This window comes from Micromonospora sp. NPDC093243, from assembly GCF_044753725.1.
GTDB lineage: Bacteria > Actinomycetota > Actinomycetes > Mycobacteriales > Micromonosporaceae > Micromonospora.
Map to the genome: position 1 here is coordinate 741,218 of NZ_JBIVNT010000003.1, position 22,785 is coordinate 764,002.

Below are 22,785 nucleotides of genomic sequence, written 5' to 3' on the forward strand. Positions count from 1 at the left end.
GGGGGAGAGGTCGGACGACGACGCCCGGACGGCCGGGAGTTGCCCCTCCCGAGCCCGCGCTCACGCGGCTCTCATGCTGGCTCCGCTGGGCAGACTCCCACATCTATCGGCATCGGTCAATGGCCGGGCTCCCGGCGCATCGGAATGTGCGGGATACCGTCCTCGACGTACTCCGGGCCGGCGACGGTGAAGCCGTGCCGGGCGTAGAAGTCGACCAGGTAGGACTGCCCGTCCAGCACGCAGGGACGCTCGCCCACCACGGCCAGCGCCTCGGCCATCAGGCGGCCGGCGTGCCCGCCGCCACGGGCCCGCGGGGCGACCACCACCCGACCGATGCGGGCCACGCCGCCCGGGTCGGCCAGGATGCGCAGGTACGCCAGCGGACCGTCGCCGCCGGTGAGCCAGAGGTGCCGGGTGCCGGGCTCGACGTCCCGCCCGTCGAGTTCCGGGTAGGGGCAGTCCTGCTCGACCACGAACACGTCGATCCGCAGTTTGAGCAGGTCGTGGAAGGTGCGGGTGTCGAGGTCGGCGAAGGCGGCGGTGCGTACCTCGATCGTCTGCGACGGCATCCTGCGATGGTAGGCCGCCGTCGCGGACGACCCGACGCTACGTCGCGACGCCCGGGCCCTCGCCGCCCTCGCGCCCCACGGCGGCGAGCCGGCCGGGCGGCGTGGCCGGCGACGGCGGTGGCGCCGCGGGTCGCTCCGGCGCCAGGTACGTCGCCGCGACCGCGGCCAGCAGCAGCACCCCGCCGATGATCACCGGGGCCGGCAGTGGCTCGTCCAGCAGGGCGACGGCGAGCGCCGCCGCGGTCAACGGCTCCACCAGCGTCAGCACCGCGGCGACGCTGCCCTCGGTGGTGCGCAGCCCGGCATAGAAGAGCGCGTACGCCAGCGCGGTGGTGACCACCCCGAGGTAGAGCAGTTGGGCCACGACCTCGGGGCGGGCCGGAACGGTGAGGCCCACGGCCAGGGCAGGTGGTGCCAGGGCCAACGCGCCGACGGTGGTGGAGATGGTGGTCAGCGTCATCGGCGCGGTGTGCTGCGAGACGTGCCGGCTGACGATGGTGGTAGCGGCGTAGCCGAGCCCGGACCCGGCCGCGGCGAGCAGTCCGAGCAGCGGTCGGGGCGCCGCCGCGGTGGGCTGCGTGGCGGCTCCGGTGATAAGGACCAGACCGGCGACCGCGGCCAGCAGCGTGCCCAGCCGGAGCGGCCCGGGCATCCGCCGGGCGCGGACGGACTCCCACGCCGCGGTGAGCACCGGGGCCAGGCCGAGGCTGACCACGGTGGCCACGCCGACCCCGGCCAGCGCCACGGCGGCGAAGTAGAGCGCCTGGTAGAGGCCGAGCCCGACGCCGGTGAAGAGCAGCGGTAGCGGTGCCGCGCGCAGCGCGGCCAGCATCGGCCGCAGCCGGGTCGCGGCGAAGGCCGAGAGTACGAGCGCGGCGATCGCGAGGCGATGGAAGCCGATGGCCACCGGGTTCAGCCCGGTGCCGTGGTGGACGAGGTGCACGACGATCCCGGTGGTGCCCCAGAGCACTCCGGTGACGGTGATCTGGATCAGGCCGGTGCGGACGTGCGCGCCGGGGGTGGCCGCCGAGCGACGGGCGGACGGCGTACGACGAGAGGACATGCGGGCGCTCCGAAAGGGGTGAACCGCGGACTGGGGACCACGTCGGCGGAGCGCGTACGGCGAGGTGACCGAGCCGGGTCAACCGGTCGGTCGGAGGCGCGGCGCTCCGGTCAGGAGCGCGGCGGGGGCAGAACGCCCGTGAACGGCCGCATCGGACGACCGTACCCCAGGCTGCCGTCTCAGGCGGGGCGGGCGCCGACCGCGTCGCGGATCTCGGCACCCTGGGCGCCCTCGACGGCCCGGGCGCAGTGCCCGGAGCAGAAGAACCGGCCGGAGACCTCGACGCCGTGCCCGACGATCTTGATCTCGCAGTGTTCGCAGATCGGCGCCAGCCGGTGGATCGCGCACTCGAAGCTGTCGAACGTGTGCACGTCGCCGCTGACGGTGCGCACCTCGAACGACATCCAGTAGTCGTTGCCGCAGCTCTCACAGGTTGCCACGAGAAACCCCCCGAATCAGTACATGTGCCCCCAGCCTGCGCCACTCCTGGTCTCGGGCGGGCGAAATGCCGTAAGCCGGTCCGGCCGGTGCGGCGTGTCGGCACCGGCGTGTCTGCCGTTAGGCCTGGTGACGACCCCGAAGCCCGCTGGAGGTCCCCCCGTGATCAAGCGCAACAAGCTCTTCGGCAACCTGACCCGGATCACCTTCTGCCTGCCCCGGGACACCCCGCCCGGCGCGGTCAGCGTGGTCGGCTGCTTCAACGACTGGGAGCCCGGCCGGCACGAGCTGGTGGCCCGCCGGGACGGCACCCGGACGGTGACGGTGCGGCTCCGCCCCGGCGTGTACCGGTTCCGCTACCTGGCCACCGGCGGGGTCTGGCTCGACGACGACACGGCCGACCGGGTCGACGAGCGCGGTTGCACCCTGGTGCTCTGACATCGCATCTGTGATTACCGATGTCTTTTATCGACAGGGGTCTTTACTGTTAATAAAGTTTAATTTATGTTGGGGGCATCGTCACCAGGCAACGGAGGTGCCACCATGCGTCGAAGAATCACCGTCCCGCTCGTGGCGGCGGGTGCCGTCGTGTCCTCGCTCGCCATCGCCGCCCCGGCCCAGGCACACGGCTACGTGTCCTCGCCGGCGAGCCGGCAGGCGCTCTGCGCGCAGAACCGGGTTCCGGACTGCGGCCAGATCAAGTACGAGCCGCAGAGCGTCGAGGGCCCGAAGGGGCTGCGCAACTGCCACGCCAACATCGCCCACTTCGCCGTGCTCAACGACGACAGCCGGGGCTGGCCGGCCACCTCGGTCGGCAGCACCGTGACCTTCACCTGGGTCAACACCGCCCGGCACGCCACCAGCAACTGGGAGTACTACATCGGCAACACCCGCGTCGCCGTCGTCAACGGTGGAGGCCAGCAGCCCGGCGCCACCGTGTCGCACACCGTGAACCTGGGCGGCTTCTCCGGCCGGCAGAAGGTCCTCGCCATCTGGAACATCGCGGACACCGCCAACGCGTTCTACTCCTGCATCGACCTGCAGATCGGCGGCGGTGGGTCGACGCCGCCGCCCACCACTCCGCCGCCGCCCCCGCCCACCCCGACGCCGACGCCCACGCCGACGAACCCACCGGCCGGCGGCACCTGGACGGCGGGCCGCGCCTACCAGGTCAACGACCAGGTCACCTACGGCGGGCGGAGCTACCGCTGCCGGCAGGCGCACACCGCCATCGCCGGCTGGGAGCCGCCGAACGTACCGGCGCTCTGGAGCCAGCTCTGACCGTACGGGCGCGGCTCGTCCCGGCATCGGGCCGCGCCCCCGTTCCCTCCCGCCGGAGTTCGGAGGACGGCATGACCCGCCGCTGGGTGCTGCCGCCGCTCGTCGCCCTGCTGCTGTCCGCCGGCTGCGCCGCGGGCCCGGCGTCGCCGCCCGCGGTGTCGCCGCCACCGACGTCCGCCACGTCCGCCCCGTCCGCCGTCGCGACCGCGCCGAGCGGCCTGGACGTGCTCTTCCTGACCATGATGGTGGCGCACACCGAGCAGACCCTGGAGATCGTCAGGCTGGTCCGTGACCGGCTCACCGACGCGCAGCTGCGGACCCTGGTCGCCGCGATCGACGCGACCGAGGCGGACGAACTGGCCACCATGCGCGCGTGGCTCGCCGCCGCCAGCCCGCCGGCCGGTTCCGGGCGGCACGTGCACGACGGGCACGGGGTCTCCGCTGACGAGCTCGCCCGGCTGCGGACGGCCACCGGCGCCGACGTCGACCGGGTGCTGCGCGAGGTGCTCACCGCCCACCAGCGGGCGGCGGCCGACCTGGCCCGCGCGCACCTGGCCGGCGGCACCGACCCCCGGATCCGCGACCTGGCCCAGCGCATCGAGCAGTCCCGCAGCGCCGAGGTGCGGTTGATGGCGGCGCCCACCGCCGGCTGACCGGCGCTGCGGTGCCGGTCAGCGGCGGCCGGTCAAGCAGCCGGTGTCAGCGGCGGCCGGTCAGCGGCGGCCGACGACGACGACGCCGACGGACGGCCGACCTCGGCGAGCCCTACGGTCAGCGCGGCTCCAGCCGGATGGAGACCGAGTTCACGCAGTGCCGGGTGTCCTTCGGGGTGAAGCCCTCACCGTGGAAGACGTGCCCCAGGTGGCTGTCACACCGGGCGCAGCGGATCTCGGTGCGAGCCATACCGAGGCTGCGGTCCTCGATCTCCTTGACCCGCCCCGGGATGGCGTCGTCGAAGCTCGGCCAGCCGCAGTGCGAGTCGAACTTGGTGTCGCTGGAGAAGAGCTCCAGCCCGCAGGCCCGGCAGTGGTAGACCCCCGGCGTCTTCGTGTCCACGTACTCGCCGGTCCACGGGCGCTCGGTGCCGGCCTCGCGCAGCACCCGGAACTCCTCCGGGGTCAGCCGGACCCGCCACTCTTCCTCGGTGCGGGGCAGTTCAGTGTCGTCAAGACTCACCCGCCAACGGTACGCCCGACGTCGCACCCGTCGCATATGGTCGCCAGATGGGCGGCACCACAAAGGCAAGCGTCACCGAGATCGAGGTCGCCGGGCGCACCGTCCGGCTGACCAGCCCGGACCGGGTGATCTTCCCGCAGCGGGGCTTCACCAAGGCCGACGTCTTCCACTACTACCTCGCCGTGGGCGACGGGATCATGCGCGCCCTGGGCGAGCGACCCACCACCCTGCAGCGGTTCCCCGAGGGCATCGAGGGGGAGATGTTCTTCCAGAAGCGGGTGCCCACCCGGGGCACGCCCCCGTGGCTGTCGACCGCCGAGATCAGCTTTCCCAGCGGCCGCAAGGCGGCCGAGCTCTGCCCGGCCGACCTGGCGCACGTGGCCTGGGCCGCGCAGATGGGCACCGTCGTGTTCCACCCGTGGCCGGTCCGCGCGGCCGACGTCGACCGCCCCGACGAGCTGCGCATCGACCTCGACCCGCAGCCCGGCACCGACTTCGCCGACGCGGCACAGGCCGCCGGTGAGCTGCGTGCCCTGCTCGACGAGCTGGGCGCCACCGGCTGGCCGAAGACCTCCGGCGGTCGGGGCATGCACGTCTACCTGCGCATCCACCCCCGCTGGACGTTCGTCGAGGTGCGCCGGGCCACCATCGCGCTGGCTCGCGAGCTCGAACGGCGCCGGCCGGAGCTGGTCACCACCGCCTGGTGGAAGGAGGAGCGCGGCAGCCGGGTCTTCGTCGACTACAACCAGATGGCCCGCGACCGGACCATCGCCTGCGCCTACTCGCTGCGGGCCAACGCCCGGGCCACCGTCTCCACCCCGGTCAGTTGGGACGAGCTGCCCGACGTCGACCCGGACGACTTCGACCTGGGCAGCGTCCCCAGCCGGCTGGCCGAGCGGGGTGACCCGCACGCCGACATCGACGAAACCCCGTGGGACATCACCCCGCTGCTCGAGTGGGCCGAGCGCGATGCCGCCGCCGGCCAGGGCGACCTGCCCTACCCACCGGATCACCCCAAGATGCCCGGTGAACCGAAGCGGGTCCAACCCTCCCGGGACCGCGACCGCCCCCGCTGACACCCCGCCCGCTCACCAGGCCGGCTGCCGGTTCCCGACCGAGTGGCCGACCGTCGCGCCGACGCCGCGCGGCCGGTGACGCCGGTTACGCACGGCCGCCCGCCGGCTCCATACCGGAATAACGATCAAGTAACGGGCGCGAACCTTTCCGGGCGCGTGACCGCTCTCCCTGATCGTCGGCCCGACCGGGGCCAGGGGAGGGCGTCGGATGAAGCTGGTGTGGAGGCGGGCCCGCGAGGCACGGGGGTTGCTTGCAGCGGCAGTGGTAGCCGCATTGGTCGCGGTCGCGTTGGTCACCGGTCTCGCCGACTACAGCCGCCGCTCGGTGACGGCCGGCCAGAAGGCGTTGCTCGCCGGCGCCCCGGTCGAGGAGCGCAGCCTGCTGGTGAGCGGCTCCGGCGGCCAGGACGCGGCCGAGTTCGCCCGTCGTGACCAAACCGTCCGGGACGGCTTCACCGCCGGCTTCGGCGGCACGCCGGTCGCCGTGGACGGCGCCCGCTACGGCAGCGGCCGGGAACTCACCGGCTCGCTGGGCTCGGTGAGCCGGAGCGGTGACGACCCGATCTTCGCGAACCTCGCCACCCTGGACGACCTGCCGGCGCACGCCGAGCTGACCGCCGGCGCCTGGCCCAGCCCGAAGGCGACCCCGCTGCAGGTCACCCTGCCGGAGAAGGTCGCCGGCGCGCTCGGGCTGACCGCCGGCGACCGGGTGCCGATGCTCGACCGCCGCTCCGGTCGGCCCAGCCAACTGCTGCTCGCCGGCACCTGGCGGCCGCGCGACGCCGCCGACCCGTACTGGCGGCTGGCGCCCGGCGTGGGCGCCGGCAGCGCCGCCGAGTCCACCACGTCGTACGGACCGTTCGTGCTGGACCCGGCCGACTTCGCGGTGACCTTCCCGGGTTCGGTCTCCGCGGCCTGGGTCGTCGAGCCGGACCTCACGGCTGTACCGGCCGACCGGCTGCCCGACCTCTGGGCGACGGTCAACACCGCGATCGCCGACGTGCCCGAGGCGGCCGGTCTGGGCTCCTCGGCGCAGGCCGTCACGGCGATGAACCGGCTGTTCGACCGGACCGCCCGGGCCGACCTGGTGGGACGCTCGTCCCTGGCCACCCCGCTGCTGCTGATCGTGGTGCTCGGCGGGTACGCCCTGGTGCTGGTCGCGGCGCTGCTGCACGAGGACCGGCGCAGCCAGACCGCGCTGCTGCGGGCCCGGGGCGCGGCGCGCCGGCAGTTGGCCGGACTCACCGCGCGGGAGGCCACCCTCGTCGTGCTGCCGGCCGCCCTGCTCGGGCCGCTGCTGGCCGGCGAGGCGCTGCGGCACGTCGACGCCGGCTCGACCGAGGGCCTGACCCTCGCCGGTGGTGACCCGACCCTGCTCTGGGCGGTGGCCGTGGCCACCGCGGCGGGCTGCCTGGTCGCGATGGTCGCACCCACCCTTCGAGGGGCGGGAACCTACGTGGCCGACATGGCGGCCCGGTCCCGGCCCAACCGCGCGGCGGCCGTCCAACGGGCCAGCTTCGATCTGGCGCTGGTCGCGCTCGCGGTGCTGGCCTGGGTGCAGCTGCGGCAGTACGACTCACCGCTGGCCGGCGCGGGGGAACGCCTCGGCCTCGACCCGCTGCTCGTCGCCGCGCCCACGCTCGGCGTGCTGGCCGGCGCGGCGGTGGCGCTGCGGCTGCTCCCGCCGGCCACCCGCTTCGCCGAGCGGTTCGTCAACCGTCGGCTCTGGACGGCGACCATGTTCGGCATGTGGCAGGCCGGCCGGCGCCCGCACGCCGGGCCGGTGCTGCTGCTCGCCCTCGCCGTGGGTGGCAGCACCCTCGCCTGGTCGCTGGTGAGCACCGGGGAACGGTCCCAGGTCGAGCAGGCCAGCCACAGCGTCGGCGCCGACCTACGGCTGACCGAACGCGCCGGGGTCGCGCCGCTCGGCCGGGCCGGCGAGCTGGCCGCGCTGCCCGGCGTGCAGCAGGTGCTGCCGGCCTGGCGCGACGAGATCCGCCTCGGCCGCGACAGCCTGTCCACGACCGTGGTCAGCCTGGACACCGCGAACGCGGCCGGGCTGGTGCGGCTCAGCGACCGGCTGGCCGATGAGCCGGTGTCGGCGCTGTACCAGCGGCTGGCCCGAGAGCGCGGCGCCCTCGCCGGGGTCGAACTGCCGGCCGGCACCCGGGCGTTGACCGGCACCGTGCGTACCCCCGTGCGGGACGCGGTGCAACCGCAGCAGATCGCCGTCTCGATGCTGCTGACCCGGGCGGACGGCCTGGCCTTCCGACTGCCGGCGGTCACCGCCCCGGGCAGCGGCCGGGCCGTCCCGTTCCGGGTCACGCTGCCCGAGGTCGGTGGCCAGCTGCGGTTGGCCGGGTTCGAGGCGGACGGCGGCGTCGCGGCCGGCACCGCGTACCAGCTCGACGTGACCGACCTGCGGCGGGTCGGCGCCGACGGCGCGGCACAGCCGCTCCAGCTCGGTGACGCGTGGACGGCGACCGACGGCGACCCCCGTAGCGTCACGAAGCTGTCCGCCACGCCCACCGGGCTGAGCGCCCAGTACCAGGTCAACCTGATGGCGGGCGGCCGGTTCGCGTTCCAGCCGCCGTCCCGGTTCGCCGTCGTGCCCACCGGCGAGAGCCCGCCGGTGCCGGCGCTGATGACCCCGGCGGTCCGCGACGCACTGAGCCTGCGCACCGGAGACACCGTCAACCTCGCCCTCTCCGGCGCGTCGGTGCCGGTGAAGCTGGTCGGGGAGATCGAATCGGTGCCGACCACCGCCGGCAACGGCATCCTGCTCGACCTGCCCGCCGCGGTGGACTGGCTGATCCGGGCCGAGGGCACCGTCCGGCCGGTGCCGGAGTGGTGGCTGGGCACCGACGACGGCGGGCACGCCGCGGCGCTGCGCGCCGTCGCCGAGCTGCCGCAGACGACCGTCGTCGACCGGCACGAGGTGGCCGAGGCGTCCGCCCGGGACCCGTACTGGCGGGGGGCGCGGACCGCGCTGCTCGCCGCCGCGCTCGGGTCGGTGCTGCTGGCCCTGGTCGGGCTGATGGTGGACGTGTGGGCCACCGCCCGGCACCGGCTGTCCGAGTTCGCCGTGCTGCACACGCTCGGCGCGACCCCGCGGCTGCTGGCCCGGGCGCTGCTGGCCGAGCAGACCTTCCTGGCCGGGATCGGGGTCGGCGTCGGGCTGCTGCTGGGTGCGGGGGTGGGCGCGACCATGGCACCGCTGGTCATCCTCACGCCGGCCGCCGGCCGGCCGGTGCCCGAGGCGGCCTTCACGCTGCCCTGGACGCCGATCGGGCTGACCGCCCTCGGCCTGCTGCTGGCGGCGCTCGCCTGCAGCGCGTTCATCGCAGTCGGCATCCGGCACCGGGTGGCGGCGGCACAGCTTCGGATCGGGGGAGAACGGTGACCGGGTGCAGCGGACGGACCGGACGCGCGGGGGTGGCGCGATGAGCATCGGCGCGGTCGCCCGCCGGGTCCGGGCGTACGGCGGGCAGTTCCTGCTCCTGGCGGCGCTGACGGCAGTCGTCACGCTGCTGATCAGCGGCGTGCCCCGGGCGGTGAACCGGCTCGCCGAGCAGGGCCTACGCGAACAGTTGGCTGCCGCGCCGCCGGCGCAGCGTGACCTGACCTACTCCACCGAACCGCTCACCGCGGCGAACAACGGCACCTCCCTCATCGAGGCCCAGCAGCGGGAACTCACAACGCTGCAGTCCCGGATGCCACCGATCGTGGGGGACCTCGTCGACGAACGGTGGTACGTCGCCGACGGCGAGCCGGGCCGGTTGACCGGCCCGGACCTGGCGGCCCAGAACCTCCTGGTCGACCTGATCCCGCGTGCGATGCCGGGGGTCGAGGAGGCCGGCACGCTCCTCGACGGTCGGTGGCCGCAGGGTGGGGCGGCCGGGCAGCCGGTGCAGATGGCGCTGGCCGACGACGTCGCCCGCAAGCTCAACCTGCGGGTCGGCAGCCGACTGCGCCTGGCCTCCCTGCAACGCCTGGCCGGCGGCCCGGCCACCGCGATCACGGTGGTGGGCGTGTTCCAGCCCCGCGACCGCGCCGCCGGTATCTGGGACACCCTGCCGCAGACGCTGCGGGTCACCGAGCCGCGGGGCGACGGCGAGCCGTTCGACGCCGTCGGGGTCGTCCACCCGGCCGCGCTGGACCGGCAGGCCGCCGCCGGATGGCCCACCCGGTTCAGCTGGCGCTACCGGCTGGGGGTGGACGGCATCGACGCGCGACGACTGGACCAGCTCATCGACGGCATCGGGGAGATGTCCCGGACCGCCCCGGAGGGGCGGAACCTGGTGCAGGGCGTGGACGTGCCGCTGCGGGCGTTCGCCGCCGCGCTCGCCTCCGCCCGTACCATCCTCGCGGTCGTCGGGGCCGGCGTCCTGGCGACGCTGGCCGGGCTGGTCGTGCTCGCCGCCACGCTGGCGGTGCGCCGCCGACGCCACGAGTTCGTCCTGCTGCGCGCCCGCGGCGGGGCGACCACCGCCGGTGTGCGCCGCAGCCTGGCCGAGTCGCTGCTGGTCGTCCTGCCCGCCGCCGCGATCGGGTGGCTGCTCGGCGGGCTGGTCCCGGGCCCGTCCGGCGGCACCCTGCCAGTCGCGGTGGCCGCAACCGTGCTGCTCACGTCGGCCCTGCCGGTGGCGGCCCTCGCCGTCGGCACCGGGGACACCGGCCGGCGCGACCTGATCCGGCTCCGCCCCTCCGCGCGCCGGGTGCTGGTGGAGGTGTGCCTGCTCCTGCTGGCCGGGCTGGCGGTCGTCCTGCTGAGGCGCCGGGGCCTCACGCTCGGCGAACTCGACCCGCTGCTGCTCTCGGTGCCGGTGCTGCTGTCGGTCGCGGCGGCGGTGTTGGCGCTGCGTGCGTACCCGTGGCCGCTGCGGCTGGCCAGTCGGCTCGCCGCCCGGACCCGCGGCAGCGTCACCTTCCTCGGCACCGCCCGGGCGGGCCGGTCGGTCGCGGCCACCCCACTGGTCGTGGTCGTCCTGGCGATCGCCACCGCGGCGTTCTGCGCGGTGGTGGCGGCCGGCGTCGAGACGAGCCGGGACCGGGCCGCGACCCGGTCGGTCCCCGCGGACGCCCTGATCCAGGGCGACCGGCTGGCCGCGGACACCGGGACCCAACTGGAGGAGCTACCCGGGGTGAGCGCCGCAGCGGCGGTCGCCTACCAGCCGGGGCAGCGCCTGCTGACGGACGCGAACGGTACGGACGCTCAGCTCGGCGTGGCCACCGTGCTGCTGGTCGACGGTCCGGCGCTGCAACGGCTGGCCCGGCAGAGCGGCACCGATGTGTCGGTGCCCGAGGCGCTGCTTACCCCGCGCGGTCCGGGCGGCCCGGTGCCCGCACTGGTCTCTCCGGCGCTCGCCGCCGACCTGGCCCACGAGGGTCTGGACGGCTCCGCCTTCATCGGCATACAGAGTCTGCGCTACGAGTTCCGGGTGGCCGAAGCGGTGGCGGACTTCCCGCTGCTCGGACCGGAGACCAACCGCTTCGTCATCCTGCCCTGGCAGGCGCTGCCCGAGCGGAGCAACGCCCCGGCGCCGACCGGCTTCCTGGTCGCCGGCGACGATCTCGACACCGAGACGCTGCGGCGGGTCGGCGACGAGGGCCAGTCCCGGTTCCAGAACAGCGGGATCGTCACCGGCGGCGAGCGGCCGCTCGGCGTGGAGGTGCTCACCTGGGAGCAGGCGCGGCGGCAGGTGGGCGGGGGCGGCGTGAACGGTCTGCTGGTCTTCGCCTTCGTCGCCGGGGCGGCCGGCGGAACGGTGCTCGGCCTGCTCGCCATCGCGTTCACCGTGCTCGCCGGGGCGCGAGCCCGCGGGCAGGTGCTGTCCCGGCTGCGTACCCTCGGCCTGTCCCGCCGGCAGTGGCGGGGCCTGCTGCTGGTCGAGTTGGCCCCGCTGGTCGGTGTCGCGGTGCTCACCGGCGCGGTGGTGGGTGCGCTGCTCCCGCTGCTGCTCACCCCGCTGCTCGGCCTGTCCGCCTTCACCAGCGGCATCCCGGTCCGGGTGGCGTTCGAGCCTGGTCTGGTGGCCGCGGTGGTCGTGCTCGGGGCCGTCGCCCTCGGCTTCGCGATCGCCGTCGAGGCCCTGAACAACCGCCGGCTGCGCCTCGGTGAGGTGCTCCGGCTCGGAGAGGAGAGCTGAGATGACCGCTACCGCCGAGACAACGGCCGTACCGGACCTGGCCGCCCTGCAACAGCGGGCCGCGCAGCGCGCGGCCGAGCGGGCCGGCGGTCGGGACCGGCTGCGCGGCCACATCGTCTGTGACGGGTTGGTCCGCATCTTCAAGACCGAGGGGGTGGAGGTGGTCGCCCTGCAGGGACTCGACCTGGTCATCGACCGGGGCGAGCTCGTGGCGATCGTCGGCGCCTCCGGCTCCGGCAAGTCCACCCTGCTCAACATCCTCTCCGGGCTGGACACCCCGACCGCCGGCATCGCCCGGGTGGCCGACTACGACCTGCTGAACCTCTCCGCCCGCCGGCGGCTGAGCTACCGCCGGCAGAAGGTCGGCTTCGTCTGGCAGCAGACCGGCCGCAACCTGCTGCCGTACCTGACCGCGTTGGAGAACGTGGAGCTGCCGATGCAGTTGGCCGGCCGGCGCGGCGGCCGGGCCCGGCGGCAGCGGGCCCGGGAGCTGCTCGACATGGTCGGGGTGGGCTACTGCGCCGACCGGCGGCCGGGGCAGCTCAGCGGTGGCGAGCAGCAGCGCTGCGCGGTGGCGGTCGCGGTCGCCAACGACCCGGAGGTGCTCTTCGCCGACGAGCCGACCGGCGAGCTGGACGAGGCCACCGGCGCGGAGGTCTTCACCGCGCTGCGCACCATCAACGCCGAACTGGGCGTCACCATCGTCGTGGTCACCCACGACCAGGCGGTGGCCGGCCAGGTCCGGCGGACCGTCGCGATCCGCGACGGCCGGACCGCCTCGGAGGTACGCCGGACCGCGCGGATCGGCGCGGACGGCAACACCGAGCTGGTCAGCGAGGAGTACGCGGTGCTCGACCGGACCGGACGGATGCAGCTGCCGGCCGCCTTCGTCGAGGCGCTGGCGATGCGGGACCGGGTTCGGCTCAACCTGGAGCCGGACCACGTTGAGGTGCGGCCCGGTGACCAGGCCCGCGCCGAACGGGAGGCGGAAGCATGAGCGTGCGTAGCGAGCGAATCATCAGGCGCAGTGCGGTCGAGCCTCTTGCCGGCACTCACCGAGGGGAGGTGTCGGCATGAGCGCGCGGAATGTGGCGGCGACCGGGCAGGCCCACCCCGGGATCGGCACGGCGACGTCCGGGGCGGCGGGGCCGTCGACCGGTTTCGTCGGCGAGGCCGGGCACCACGACGAGGTGCTCCGGGTCGAGGGGCTGAACCGGACCTTCGGCCGGGGTGAGCGCGCCGTGCACGCGGTGCGGGACGTGTCGTTCGTCGCCCGGCGGGGCGAGCTGCTCGCCGTCCGGGGCCGCTCGGGCGCGGGCAAGACCACTCTGCTGAACCTGGTCGGCGGGCTGGACCGGCCGGACAGCGGCCGGGTGGTGGTGGCCGGGCACGATCTGACCGACGCGGGCGAGCAGGAGCTGCTCGAGCTGCGCCGCGGCACCGTCGGCTTCATCTTCCAGACCTTCGGCCTGGTGCCGATCCTCTCCGCCGCGGAGAACGTCGGGGTGCCGCTGCGGCTGGCCCGGGTGCCGGCGGCGGAGCGGGAGGAGCGGGTGGCGATGCTGCTCGAACTGGTCGGGCTCGGCCGGCACGCGGCGCAGCGGCCGTACGAGCTCTCCGGCGGGCAACAGCAGCGGGTGGCCGTGGCCCGGGCCCTGGCCAACGAACCGGACCTGCTGATCGCTGACGAGCCGACCGGTCAGCTCGACTCGGAGACCGGCCGGTCGATCATGGATCTGCTCCGGGCGGTGGTACGCGCCCGGGGCACGACCGTCCTGGTCGCCACCCACGACCCGGCCCTGATCGAGCTGGCCGACCGCACCCTCACCCTCCGCGACGGCCGTCTGGTCGACGCCTGACCGCTTCCATCGTCGATCATGCAGTTGTGGTGGGCGGTGCACACCGTTTCGCGGCTTGTGCGCGGCACCACAACTGCATGATCGACGCGGGTCAGTCAGAGCGGGAGCTTCATGCCTTCGTGGCTGGCGACGAAGCCGAGGCCCAGATAGAAGCGGTGCGCGTCGTGGCGGGACTTGTCGGTGGTGAGCTGGACCAGGCCGCAGCCGCGCTGCCGGGCCTGGTCGATGGCCCAGGTCATCATCTGCCGGCCGATCCCGGCGCCGCGCAGATCGGAGCGGACCCGGACCGACTCGATCAGTGACCGCTCGGCGCCGTGCCGACCGAGGCCGGGAATGTAGGTGATCTGCAGGCAGCCGACCAGCTCACCGTCCGTCTCGGTCAAGATCAGGTGGTTGCGCGGATCGGCGGTGATCTCCGCGAACGCCCGCTCGTACGCGGCGTCGACCTCGGTGACGTCGCGGGTCCTGCCGAGCACGTCGTCGGCGAGCAGGGCGAGCACGGCGGGCAGGTCGGCCCGGACGGCCTCCCGGAAGATCACGTCAGCCATCCGCTGAGCCTGGCACAGCGGCCAGGGTCGATGGGTACACGCCGGTTGCCCTGAGCGGGCAGCATGACCGGCATGGACGTCCTGCTGCTGCCGTTCCGGTGGGTCTACCGGGCGCTGGTCTGGTTCGCCAACTCCCCTCGGACGCTGATCACCTCGTACCTGCTGATGATCGTGGTGGCCGGGGTGATCTACGGCGAGGTGGAGGCGCGCAGCCCGGCCGACGCGGTCTGGTGGGCGGTGGTCACCGCCTCCACCGTCGGCTACGGCGACATCTCACCGACGACCTGGCAGGGACGCACCCTCGCCGCACTGCTCATCTCGACCATGGTGCTGCTGGTCATCCCGCTGATCACCGCGCACTTCGCCAGCCGGCTGATCGTCGACGACGACGCCTTCGAGCACGAGGAGCAGGAACAGCTCAAGGCCGACGTGCGCCGGATGCGCGCCCTGCTGGAGCAGTTGGCCAGCCGGCACGGCATCGAGCTGCCGCCGGAGCCGCCAGCCAACCGGCCGGTCAGCGGGCCGGGCAGCGCAGCCCCTGTCTGGGAACGGTCAGCTCGATCACGTAGGCGTCGACCGCGTTGGTGATGCACGCCGTCTGCGGGTAGGCGGTGTGCCCCTCACCCTCCCAGGTGAGCACCCGGCCGACGCCGAGCATCGAGGCGAGCGCCCCGGTCTGCTCGTAGGGGGTGGCCGGGTCGCCAGTGGTGCCGACGACCACGATCGGCGGCGCGCCGGCCGCCGCGCCGGTCGGGTAGGGGTCACGCCCGCCGGGCCACTCGACGCAGCTGAGCATCCCGACCGCCAGGGCCGGCCCGAAGAGCGGATATTTCTCCCGCCACTCGGACTGCAACTGGCGGATCCGCGCCAGGCTCGGCTTCTCGTCCTCGTCCGCGCAGTTCACCGCGAGGTTGGCGTCGAACAGGTTGGAGTAACGGCCGTCGTCCTCGCGCCCGGCGTACGCGTCGGCGAGCCGGAACACCTCCGCCGGGTCGCCTCCCTCGAGCCGGTCGATCGCGCGGGCCAGCTCCTGCCAACCGGTCTCGGTGTAGAGCGAGGAGATGATCGCGTAGAAGACCCAACCCGAGGTGGCCTCCCGCCCGTTCGCGCCCCGGACCGGTGAGACCCGGGCCTTGTCGATCGCGGAGGTCACCGCGGCCCGGGCGTCGGGGGCGATCGGGCAGCGCCCGGCGTTCGCCGCGCACCAGCGGCTGAAGTTGCCGAATGCCCGCTCGAAGCCCTTGGCCTGGCTCTCCGAGCCGGCCACCAGCCCCTGCCGCGGGTCGACCGCGCCGTCGAGCACCAGCGCCCGGACGCGCTGGGGGTAGAGCTGGGCGTAGGTGGCGCCGAGCAGGGTGCCGTAGGAGTAGCCGAGGTAGGTGAGCTTGTCGTCGCCGACCGCGGCGCGGACCGCGTCGATGTCGCGGGCGGCCTGCTCGGTGGCGTAGAGCGGGAGCTGGTCGCCGTAGCGGTCGCCGCAGCCCTGGCCGATGCGGCGGTTGAGCGCGACGAAGTCGTCGAAGGTCGACTGACTGCGCGGGTCGGGGTCGGAGCCGAAGCTGGCGTCGAGGTCGGCGTCGGGGATGCACTTGACCGGGCTGGACCGGGCCACCCCGCGCGGGTCGAAGCCGACGATGTCGAACCGGTCGGTCACGGCGGCGGGCAGCCCACCGAACGCCGGCCCGAACGAGAGGTAGACGGCGGTGTCGACCCCGGACCCGCCGGGGCCGCCGGGGTTGATCACCAACGAGCCGATCCGGTCGCGCTGCTTCGTCGAGCGGGCCCGCAGCAGGGCGATCTCGAACGTCTCGCCGGCGCCCGGGCCGGTGGTGGCACCGGTGCCGGCGCCCCAGTTGCGCGGCACCGCGATCCGGGCGCACTCGTAGCGCATGTCTGGCGCGCCACGCCCGACCAGGTCGTTGGCGACCTCCGGACAGGCCTTCCAGGTCGGCGCGGTGCCCGGGGCGGCCGCCGCGCCGTCGGGCTCGGTGCGCGGCGCGAAGGTGGGCAGCGTGCAGCCGGCGGTGAGCAGGAGCACGACGGCGAGGCCGGCGATTATGCGGCGGACCCGGCGGATCCGGTCGGCAGTGCGGGACACGTGGGCCTCCGTGATCGTCTCGCCGACAGGCTACGCGGGGCCGGCGGTGGCCGGTGTCACGGTCGCCGTCGGGTCGCCGCGCAGCACCTGGTCGACGTCGAACCGGATTGGGCGGTCGAGCTGGTCGTAGCCGCAGGAACGGGGGTCGCGGTCGGGCCGCCAGCGCACGAACTGGGCGGTGTGCCGGAACCGGTCGCCCTCCATCGCGTCGTAGCCGACCTCGAGCACCAGCTCGGGACGGATCGGCTCCCACTCGAGGTTCTTGGTGCCCGTCCACCGGCTCACCCCGCCGGGGATGCGCTGGCCCCGCTCGTGGTCGCCGTGCACCCACGGGTGCTCCCCGCCGGTGTCCCGGTAGGGGGCCAGCTCCTCGAGCAGCTCGGCCCGGCGGGCCATGCTGAACGACGCGCTCACCCCGACGTGGTGCAGCAGGCCGTCGGCGTCGTAGAGGCCGAGCAGCAGCGAGCCGACCACCGGGCCGGACTTGTGCCAGCGGAAGCCGGCGACGACCACGTCGGCGGTGCGGGCGTGCTTGACCTTGAACATCAGCCGCTTGCCCGGCTCGTAGGGCAGGTCGGCCGGCTTCACGATCAGGCCGTCGAGGCCGGCGCCCTCGAAGACGTCGAACCAGCGGTGCGCGGTCTCCGGGTCGGTGGTGACCTGGGTGACGTGCATCGGCGGGCGGACGCCGGCCAGCGCCGCCTCGAGCCGGGCCCGGCGCTGCGGGTAGGGCTGGTCGATCAGGGTCTCGTCGTCGATCGCCAGCAGGTCGAAAGCGACGAAATCGGCCGGGGTGGTCTCGGCCAGCAGCTTCACCCGCGACGCGGCCGGGTGGATGCGCTGGCCCAGCAACTCGAAGTCGAGCCGTGGCTGCCCGCCCGGACCGTCGCGGCGGATCACGATCAGCTCACCGTCGACCGCACAACGCGCCGGCAGCTGCCGGCGGGCCTGCTCGACGACCTCGGGAAAGTAGCGGGTCATCATCTTGCCGCCGCGGCTGGACAGCTCCACCTCGTCGCCGTCGCGGAAGATGATGCAGCGGAAGCCGTCCCACTTCGGCTCGTAGGTCATCCCGGGTGCGGTGGGGATCCGCGGGACGCTCTTGGCCAGCATCGGCTCGACCGGCGGGTTGATCGGCAGCTCCACGGCGACCAGTCAACCAGACGGTACCGACAACCGTGAGGCAGATCACCGCCCGGCGCCTGGCGTGGTGTCCGCCGCCGTCCCGCCTCGTCACCACCGGGCGAATCAGGAAACCGCAGGTCAGAGCTACTTTCGCGGAATGTCGGAGTGGACGTGCGGCTGCTGCGGGCGCTACCGGGTCAGCGTGGAGTTGATCCGGGGCCGGTACCGCTACCGGCTGGTGCACCGGTATCCCCGACACTTCGGCGGCGGCAAGAACGTGCTCGGCGAGGTCGGCTCGATCGCCGAGCTGGCGGAGCTGCTGCGCCGTCGTACCCCGCTCACCCTCGCCGACCTGCGGGAGGCGGCCGCCTGACCCCGCACGGGCCGCGACCCGGCGGCCGTACGCTGGCCGGCAGGCGAGCGCGGAGGTAACCGGTATGCCGGCACTGACCTATCCGAACGTCGGCGCCACCCGCACCGGTGCGCTGCCGAGTGGCTGGCGGCACGTCCGCCACCGGACCCGGCTGCCGGACGGGTGCTTCGCGGCCGCGGCCGCGGCGGTGCTCGGCTGGCGGCTGCACCGGGCGGCCGGGATCCGGATCGAGGCGGACGCGCCCCGCGCGGCCCCCGGCGTGCGGGTCGTCTCCGGGCTGGGCCTCGGTCCGCTGCGCCTGCCCGCCCCGTGCGAGGTGGTCTGGGCCGCCGACGACGGGCAGCGGGCCGGCTTCGGGTACGGCACGCTGCCGGGGCACCCGGCGCGCGGTGAGGAGGCGTTCGTGGTCAGCCGCGACGACGCCGGCCGGATCTGGTTCGAGGTGATCGCGTTCAGCCGTCCCGCCGGCTGGCTGATGCGGGCGGCCGGCCCGCTCGGCCGGGCCTTCCAGCACGGCTACGCCTGGTGGCTCGGCCGGACCCTGCGCCGGCTCTGCGCCGCATCCTGATCCTGCCCGGTCAGAACCGGGCGAAGGAGCGGATCGGGGCGCGCGGCCCGTACTTCGGCGCCTGAATGCCGGCGGCCTCCAACAGCACGCAGACCCGCCCGCGGTGACCCCGGAACGGCTCCAGCAGCGTCAGCATCCGGGCGTCGTCGCCGCGCGGCTCGCCCGCGAGCGCCCAGGCGACCGTGTTCGGGACGTGGTAATCGCCCACGCTGACCGCGTCCGGGTCGCCGTACGCCACCCGGACCACCTCGGCGGCGGTCCACGCGCCGATGCCGGGCACGGCGGTCAGCCGGCGGGTCGCCTCGGCCGCGTCCGCGCAGCGCTCCAGCCGGTCCGCGACGGCGGCGGCCCGGCGCAGCGTGTCGGCCCGGCGCTGCTCCACCCCGAACGGGTGGAAGACCCAGTAGGGCGCGGCGGCGATCGCGGCCGGCTCCGGCGGAAGCAGCAGCGGCTGCAGGGGCCCCGGTGCGGGCTCGGCGAAGTGCCGCACCGTCGCGGCGTACGCGCGGTACGCCTCCTTGCCGGTGACCTTCTGCTCGAAGACCGCCCGGAGCACCCGGGGGAAGACCAGTCCGGTGGCCGGCATCCGCAGACCGTGGTGCTCGCGGGCCAGCCGGGCGACCAGCGGGTGCGTCGCGGCGAGGTCGGCGAAGCCGGTCAGGTCGTCGCGGAGCCCGGCCACCGCATCGGCCTGCGCCACCACCCAGTCGGCGCCCGGGCCGTACCCCTCGGCCAGCAGATCACCGGCGACCGGCCGCAGCGTGAGCGTGGCCGGGCCGTCCGGGGTGCGGGTGGCCCACCAGAACGTGCCGGCCGCGATCCGGGCGCAGGGATCGTACGGGCTGAAGGTCAGGGCGCGGACCGAGCCGGCGAGGCGGTAGCCGGCGGGCGGGTGCAGCAACCGCCGCGCGGTGGGCTCGGTCCCGGTCATCCCGCAACTGTGCCAGAGCGACGACCGGGGCGGGCCCCACGGGCCGCCCCGGTGTGTCCGGCATCCCGGCATGACGATGGCCGGCCGCGCCCTCCCCGGCTACGACCGGCCACCGTGTCTCGCGGGATCAGTACGAGTAGTCGGAGCTGCCCGCGTCCGAGCCCGCCTCGCTGTCCGACGGCGGGGCTACCGGCTTCGGGGTGCCCTTCGGCAGGCAGGACAGGTTCTTCTTGCCGTCCGGCGCGACCACGAACCAGGTGCCGCCGACGCCCTGGCCCTTCCACTGGCCGGGCTTCTTGTCGCCGATGTAGCGGTACAGCGGCCAACCGGCGAGGGTGAGCTGGCGGGTGCCGTCCTGCCGGGTGACCGTGCCGACCTTGTCGTCGGAGACGCCGCTGAGCTGCGGATCGCCGTCGGTCAGCGCCGGCGGCCACACCTCGGCGCACTTGTCCACGCAGTTCGACGACGGCGGGTCGGCGGTGTCCTTGTCGAACCGGTACAGGACCCAGCCGTCCTGGTCGGTCACCACCTTGCCCATCCGGGCCACGCTCTTGCCGACGAGCTTCTCGGTGAGGTCCACGTCGGCCGGCGGCGCGTCGGCGACGGGGGCCTCCGCGGAGGCCTCGGGTTCGGCCGACGCGGTGGGCTCGGCCGCGGCGACGGCGACCGGCTCCGCCGCGCTCTGGTTCGCTGGGTCATAACCCGCGGGAGCGCAGGCCGTCAGGGCGACCATCGCGCCCGCGACGACGATGACCGTCCGCTTCATCTGTGCCACGTGCCCTCCTCGTTTCTCGGCAGTTCGCCCATGAGTACGGAAGGGAGGGTGTCAAGGTTGAACCACTAACAGTGGTCAATTTCATAAGATTTCGTTGAACCGTTTCGCGGGCCGCTGCGTGGGCTCTTTCCGAGCAATGTCCGTCGCGAAACGAGTTATCGGCGCCGGTCTTTGTCGATGACCGGCGCCGATGCTACGGGGAGCGCTACCTCAACTCCACCGTGACCAGCGGGCTCGCCACCCCGTTCGCGTCCACCGACTCGACCTGGAACTGCTTGATGTCGGTCAGCCGGGCGGAGGTCGACGCGCTCAGTTCGAGCCCCTGCGACCGGGCGTTGGTGCCGTATCCTTCGTCCGGGACGGACCAGGTGGAAATCACCTCGGTGGTGGCGTTCTTGCGTACCACCACGAGCCGGCAGACGCGTGGGCCGGGCAGTTTCCGGAGACTGAAGCTGACTTTGGTGCCGTAGTCCTTGGTGGCCAGGAACATCGTGGTCTGCACGCCCGTGGTCGGATCGGTGGCGTCGAACTGGTCGCCCTCCTCCTCGTTGCCGCCGACTCCCGGCCCGGTCGGGGCGGTGGGCGCGGCGGTGGGCGGCTGGTCGATCGGCGCGTCGCGCGTCGGCTCGGCGACCACGTCGGTCGGGCCGGCGTCGCTGATCACGTTGCTGAAGCCGATCCCGGTCAGACCACCCAGCACCACCACCGCGGCCGCCGCGGCCAGCAGCTGCCGGAACCGGGTCCGTCGCCGGTCGGCGCGGACCGCGACCAGCGTGCGGTCCAGCAGCCCCGGGTCGGTCGCCGTCTGCTCCAGCGCGGTCATCGTCTCGCCGTCGATGCCGGAGAGCAGCCCGACCACCGGCACCATGGTCTCCAGCTCGGCCGCGCACGCCCAGCAGGTGGCGAGGTGCTCCTCGAAGCGCTCGGTGTCCTGCTCGTCGAGCACGCCGAGCGCGTACGCGGCGACGTCCATGTGATCTGGCCGGCTCATTCCGTCACCCCCCGTTCCTGCAGAGCCGTGCGCAGCGCGCGCAGTGCGTAGTAGACCCGCGACTTGGCGGTGCCGAGCGGGAGGCCCAGCTCCTCGGCCGCCTCGGGCACGGTCCGCCCCCGGAAGTACGTCGCGATCAGGATCTCGCGGTGCGACTGGCTCAGCGTACGTAGCGCGTCAGCCACCGTCATCGTGCGTAGTACCTGGTCGGTGCTGTCCGACTGGGCGAACGCGGTCAGGTCCCGGTCGTACGTCTCCGCCGGTCGGGCCTGCTCGCTGCGGTGCTCGTCGATGGCGATCCGGCGGGCCACGGTGACCAGCCAGGGCCGCAGCGACCCCTGGCCCTGGGTCCCCAGCCGGTGGGCGTTGCGCCAGGCCCGCAGCAGCGTCTCCTGGACGATGTCCTCCGCGCGCTGCCGGTCCCCCCCGGTGAGCCGCATGACGAACATCAGCAGTGGCCCGGCATGCTCGGCATAGAGCTGCCGGACCAACTGGTCGGAGTGGCTGGCCTCGGTGGACGTCGCCTGGTGGCGTCCGGGCGCCGGTCGCGGCGTCACCGGACCATTCTGGCGAGGCGCCGGGCGGCCGTCGACCCCCCGTGAAGTTGGCCGCGACTGGGATCGCGCGGACATCCAGTCCGCCCGCACCACATCGCCGTGCCAACCGGCCGCCACCGCATGCATGCAGACCTCCGGGTTGTCCTGTGACCACAACGGCCCACCCAGGCGGGCCGCCCGGTGGTACGCACCGCCGGCGCGAGCGGATCAACAACGAGCGAAGAAATTTCGGCGGCCGGCGCGGCGGGCGGTCGCCGCCGGTCGGTGGCCGCGGAGCAGGGGCCGGTCGGCGGTGGTCAGTGGCCGGTGGAGAAGAGGCCCGGCGGCGGCGGAGCGGAGCCGGTGGCGTCCGCGTCCCGGACGATGCTCGCGCCGCCGGCGAACCGGTCCAGGTCCCCCCCCGCGACCACCCGCCCGGGGAACCAGTCACCGGCGGCCCGCCGGGTCAGCTCCGGCACCGGCGGCTCGACCCGGCCGGCCAGCAGCACCAGGTTGCCGTACCGGCGTCCGCGCAGCACCGCGGCGTCGCCGACCATGGCGGCGCGGGGAAGTACCGCACGGACCGTGGCGACCTGCCCGCGGGCGTGCCGCAGCGGTGGGCCGTCGGCCAGGTTGGCCAGGTACCAGCCGGCGGGGTGGAGCACCCGGGCCACCTCGGCGGCGTACTCGACCGAGGTCAGGTGCGCCGGGGTGCGGGCACCGGCGAAGACGTCGGCGACCACCACGTCGTAGCTGGCGTCCCGGCTGCCGGTCAGCACGGCACGCGCGTCGGCCACCCGTACCCGCAGCCGGGGGTCGGCCGGCCAGGGCAGCACCCGGCGCACCAGCTCCACCAGCGCGCCGTCCACCTCGGCCACCCGCTGGGTGGAGCCGGGTCGGGTGGCCGAGACGTACCGGGGCAGGGTGAGCGCGCCCCCGCCGAGGTGCAGCACCCGCAGCGGGGCGCCGGCCGGGGCGATCAGGTCGACCGCGGCGGCCAGCCGCCGGACGTACTCGAACTCCAGGTGGGTGGGGTCGGTCAGGTCGACGTGCGACTGCGGCGCGCCGTCCAGCAGCAGGGTCCACGAGCCCGGCCGGTCCCGGTCCGGCACCAGCTCGGCCCGCCCGGTCTCCACCTGCTCAACCACCCGGTCGGCGGCCCGCTTCCGTCCCACCCGCCCAGTATCCCGCCCCGCCCCGAGCTGCCCGCCCGCGCCCGGCCGCACGCG

Annotated in this window: 23 protein-coding genes; 11 read left to right on the forward strand and 12 right to left on the reverse strand. The window is 74.3% G+C overall.

All coding sequences use genetic code 11. The features are described 5' to 3' along the window. Positions 1 to 116: 116 nt before the first annotated feature. The 3 genes from ACIP9D_RS13040 to ACIP9D_RS13050 all read right to left on the reverse strand — a co-directional run bounded on the left by ACIP9D_RS13040 (position 117) and on the right by ACIP9D_RS13050 (position 2,072). A complete protein-coding gene (locus ACIP9D_RS13040; protein WP_350875205.1) occupies positions 117 to 569 on the reverse strand; it encodes a GNAT family N-acetyltransferase in 453 nt (150 codons plus the stop codon). Between the two features lie 37 nt (positions 570 to 606). Then, positions 607 to 1,632: an EamA family transporter gene (locus ACIP9D_RS13045; RefSeq protein ID WP_350875207.1), complete on the reverse strand. Its 1,026-nt coding sequence runs from the start codon at positions 1,630 to 1,632 to the stop codon at positions 607 to 609. 179 nt (positions 1,633 to 1,811) lie between these two features. Beyond that, positions 1,812 to 2,072, reverse strand: coding sequence for a Prokaryotic metallothionein (locus ACIP9D_RS13050; RefSeq protein WP_350875209.1), 261 nt, complete (start codon positions 2,070 to 2,072; stop codon positions 1,812 to 1,814). A 160-nt stretch (positions 2,073 to 2,232) separates the two neighbouring features. On the opposite strand from ACIP9D_RS13050, the gene ACIP9D_RS13055 reads away from it, so the two are divergent. The 3 genes from ACIP9D_RS13055 to ACIP9D_RS13065 all read left to right on the forward strand — a co-directional run bounded on the left by ACIP9D_RS13055 (position 2,233) and on the right by ACIP9D_RS13065 (position 4,004). Then, positions 2,233 to 2,508, forward strand: a complete 276-nt coding sequence (locus ACIP9D_RS13055; RefSeq protein ID WP_350875211.1) for an isoamylase early set domain-containing protein — start codon at positions 2,233 to 2,235, stop codon at positions 2,506 to 2,508. A gap of 105 nt (positions 2,509 to 2,613) precedes the next feature. Further along, entirely contained in the window at positions 2,614 to 3,351 is a 738-nt protein-coding gene (locus tag ACIP9D_RS13060) for a lytic polysaccharide monooxygenase (protein ID WP_350875213.1), read from the forward strand. 71 nt (positions 3,352 to 3,422) lie between these two features. After that, complete coding sequence (locus tag ACIP9D_RS13065) at positions 3,423 to 4,004, forward strand: DUF305 domain-containing protein (RefSeq protein WP_350875215.1); 582 nt, start codon at positions 3,423 to 3,425, stop codon at positions 4,002 to 4,004. A gap of 118 nt (positions 4,005 to 4,122) precedes the next feature. On the opposite strand, the gene msrB is transcribed toward ACIP9D_RS13065, so the two are convergent. Continuing rightward, entirely contained in the window at positions 4,123 to 4,527 is a 405-nt protein-coding gene (gene msrB, locus ACIP9D_RS13070) for a peptide-methionine (R)-S-oxide reductase MsrB (protein WP_350875217.1), read from the reverse strand. 47 nt (positions 4,528 to 4,574) lie between these two features. Here msrB and ligD point away from each other — a divergent pair, with 47 nt between their 5' ends. The 5 genes from ligD (at position 4,575) to ACIP9D_RS13095 (ending at position 13,611) form a co-directional block, all read left to right on the forward strand. After that, positions 4,575 to 5,603: a non-homologous end-joining DNA ligase gene (gene ligD, locus ACIP9D_RS13075; protein ID WP_350875219.1), complete on the forward strand. Its 1,029-nt coding sequence runs from the start codon at positions 4,575 to 4,577 to the stop codon at positions 5,601 to 5,603. A 262-nt stretch (positions 5,604 to 5,865) separates the two neighbouring features. Then, positions 5,866 to 9,006, forward strand: coding sequence for an ABC transporter permease (locus ACIP9D_RS13080; RefSeq protein WP_350875221.1), 3,141 nt, complete (start codon positions 5,866 to 5,868; stop codon positions 9,004 to 9,006). A 40-nt stretch (positions 9,007 to 9,046) separates the two neighbouring features. Further along, on the forward strand, positions 9,047 to 11,752 hold the full coding sequence (locus tag ACIP9D_RS13085) for an FtsX-like permease family protein (protein WP_350875223.1): 2,706 nt from the start codon (positions 9,047 to 9,049) through the stop codon (positions 11,750 to 11,752). 1 nt (position 11,753) lies between these two features. Next, entirely contained in the window at positions 11,754 to 12,749 is a 996-nt protein-coding gene (locus ACIP9D_RS13090) for an ABC transporter ATP-binding protein (RefSeq protein ID WP_350875225.1), read from the forward strand. Between the two features lie 76 nt (positions 12,750 to 12,825). Next, on the forward strand, positions 12,826 to 13,611 hold the full coding sequence (locus ACIP9D_RS13095) for an ABC transporter ATP-binding protein (RefSeq protein WP_350875227.1): 786 nt from the start codon (positions 12,826 to 12,828) through the stop codon (positions 13,609 to 13,611). A gap of 95 nt (positions 13,612 to 13,706) precedes the next feature. Here ACIP9D_RS13095 and ACIP9D_RS13100 read toward each other — a convergent pair whose 3' ends face one another. Continuing rightward, on the reverse strand, positions 13,707 to 14,159 hold the full coding sequence (locus ACIP9D_RS13100; RefSeq protein WP_350875229.1) for a GNAT family N-acetyltransferase: 453 nt from the start codon (positions 14,157 to 14,159) through the stop codon (positions 13,707 to 13,709). A 72-nt stretch (positions 14,160 to 14,231) separates the two neighbouring features. On the opposite strand from ACIP9D_RS13100, the gene ACIP9D_RS13105 reads away from it, so the two are divergent. After that, entirely contained in the window at positions 14,232 to 14,747 is a 516-nt protein-coding gene (locus ACIP9D_RS13105; protein WP_350875231.1) for a potassium channel family protein, read from the forward strand. On the opposite strand, the gene ACIP9D_RS13110 is transcribed toward ACIP9D_RS13105, so the two are convergent. Both ACIP9D_RS13110 and ACIP9D_RS13115 read right to left on the reverse strand, forming a co-directional pair. Next, a complete protein-coding gene (locus tag ACIP9D_RS13110; protein WP_350875451.1) occupies positions 14,674 to 16,236 on the reverse strand; it encodes an alpha/beta hydrolase in 1,563 nt (520 codons plus the stop codon). The two genes, ACIP9D_RS13105 and ACIP9D_RS13110, sit on opposite strands and share 74 nt — an antisense overlap. Positions 16,237 to 16,287: 51 nt before the next feature. Next, complete coding sequence (locus tag ACIP9D_RS13115; RefSeq protein ID WP_350875233.1) at positions 16,288 to 17,403, reverse strand: ATP-dependent DNA ligase; 1,116 nt, start codon at positions 17,401 to 17,403, stop codon at positions 16,288 to 16,290. Positions 17,404 to 17,539: 136 nt separating this feature from the next. Here ACIP9D_RS13115 and ACIP9D_RS13120 point away from each other — a divergent pair, with 136 nt between their 5' ends. After that, positions 17,540 to 17,755: a hypothetical protein gene (locus ACIP9D_RS13120; protein ID WP_350875235.1), complete on the forward strand. Its 216-nt coding sequence runs from the start codon at positions 17,540 to 17,542 to the stop codon at positions 17,753 to 17,755. 64 nt (positions 17,756 to 17,819) lie between these two features. Continuing rightward, positions 17,820 to 18,323 (forward strand): DUF1990 domain-containing protein, encoded by a 504-nt coding sequence (locus ACIP9D_RS13125; protein ID WP_350875237.1) that lies wholly within the window; start codon positions 17,820 to 17,822, stop codon positions 18,321 to 18,323. 10 nt (positions 18,324 to 18,333) lie between these two features. Here ACIP9D_RS13125 and ACIP9D_RS13130 read toward each other — a convergent pair whose 3' ends face one another. The 5 genes from ACIP9D_RS13130 to ACIP9D_RS13150 form a co-directional block, all read right to left on the reverse strand. Further along, the gene (locus tag ACIP9D_RS13130) at positions 18,334 to 19,254 is read right to left on the reverse strand and encodes a DNA-3-methyladenine glycosylase 2 family protein (RefSeq protein WP_350875238.1); all 921 of its coding nucleotides are present in this window, start codon (positions 19,252 to 19,254) and stop codon (positions 18,334 to 18,336) included. 127 nt (positions 19,255 to 19,381) lie between these two features. Further along, complete coding sequence (locus ACIP9D_RS13135) at positions 19,382 to 20,029, reverse strand: hypothetical protein (protein ID WP_350875240.1); 648 nt, start codon at positions 20,027 to 20,029, stop codon at positions 19,382 to 19,384. 205 nt (positions 20,030 to 20,234) lie between these two features. Further along, complete coding sequence (locus ACIP9D_RS13140) at positions 20,235 to 21,020, reverse strand: zf-HC2 domain-containing protein (RefSeq protein ID WP_350875242.1); 786 nt, start codon at positions 21,018 to 21,020, stop codon at positions 20,235 to 20,237. Beyond that, positions 21,017 to 21,703 (reverse strand): sigma-70 family RNA polymerase sigma factor, encoded by a 687-nt coding sequence (locus ACIP9D_RS13145; RefSeq protein WP_350875244.1) that lies wholly within the window; start codon positions 21,701 to 21,703, stop codon positions 21,017 to 21,019. Before ACIP9D_RS13145 ends, ACIP9D_RS13140 begins: the two co-directional genes overlap by 4 nt. A gap of 170 nt (positions 21,704 to 21,873) precedes the next feature. Further along, positions 21,874 to 22,731 carry a fused MFS/spermidine synthase gene (locus ACIP9D_RS13150; protein ID WP_350875246.1) on the reverse strand — a complete coding sequence of 286 codons (858 nt, stop codon included), beginning with the start codon at positions 22,729 to 22,731 and terminating at the stop codon, positions 21,874 to 21,876. Positions 22,732 to 22,785: the final 54 nt, after the last annotated feature.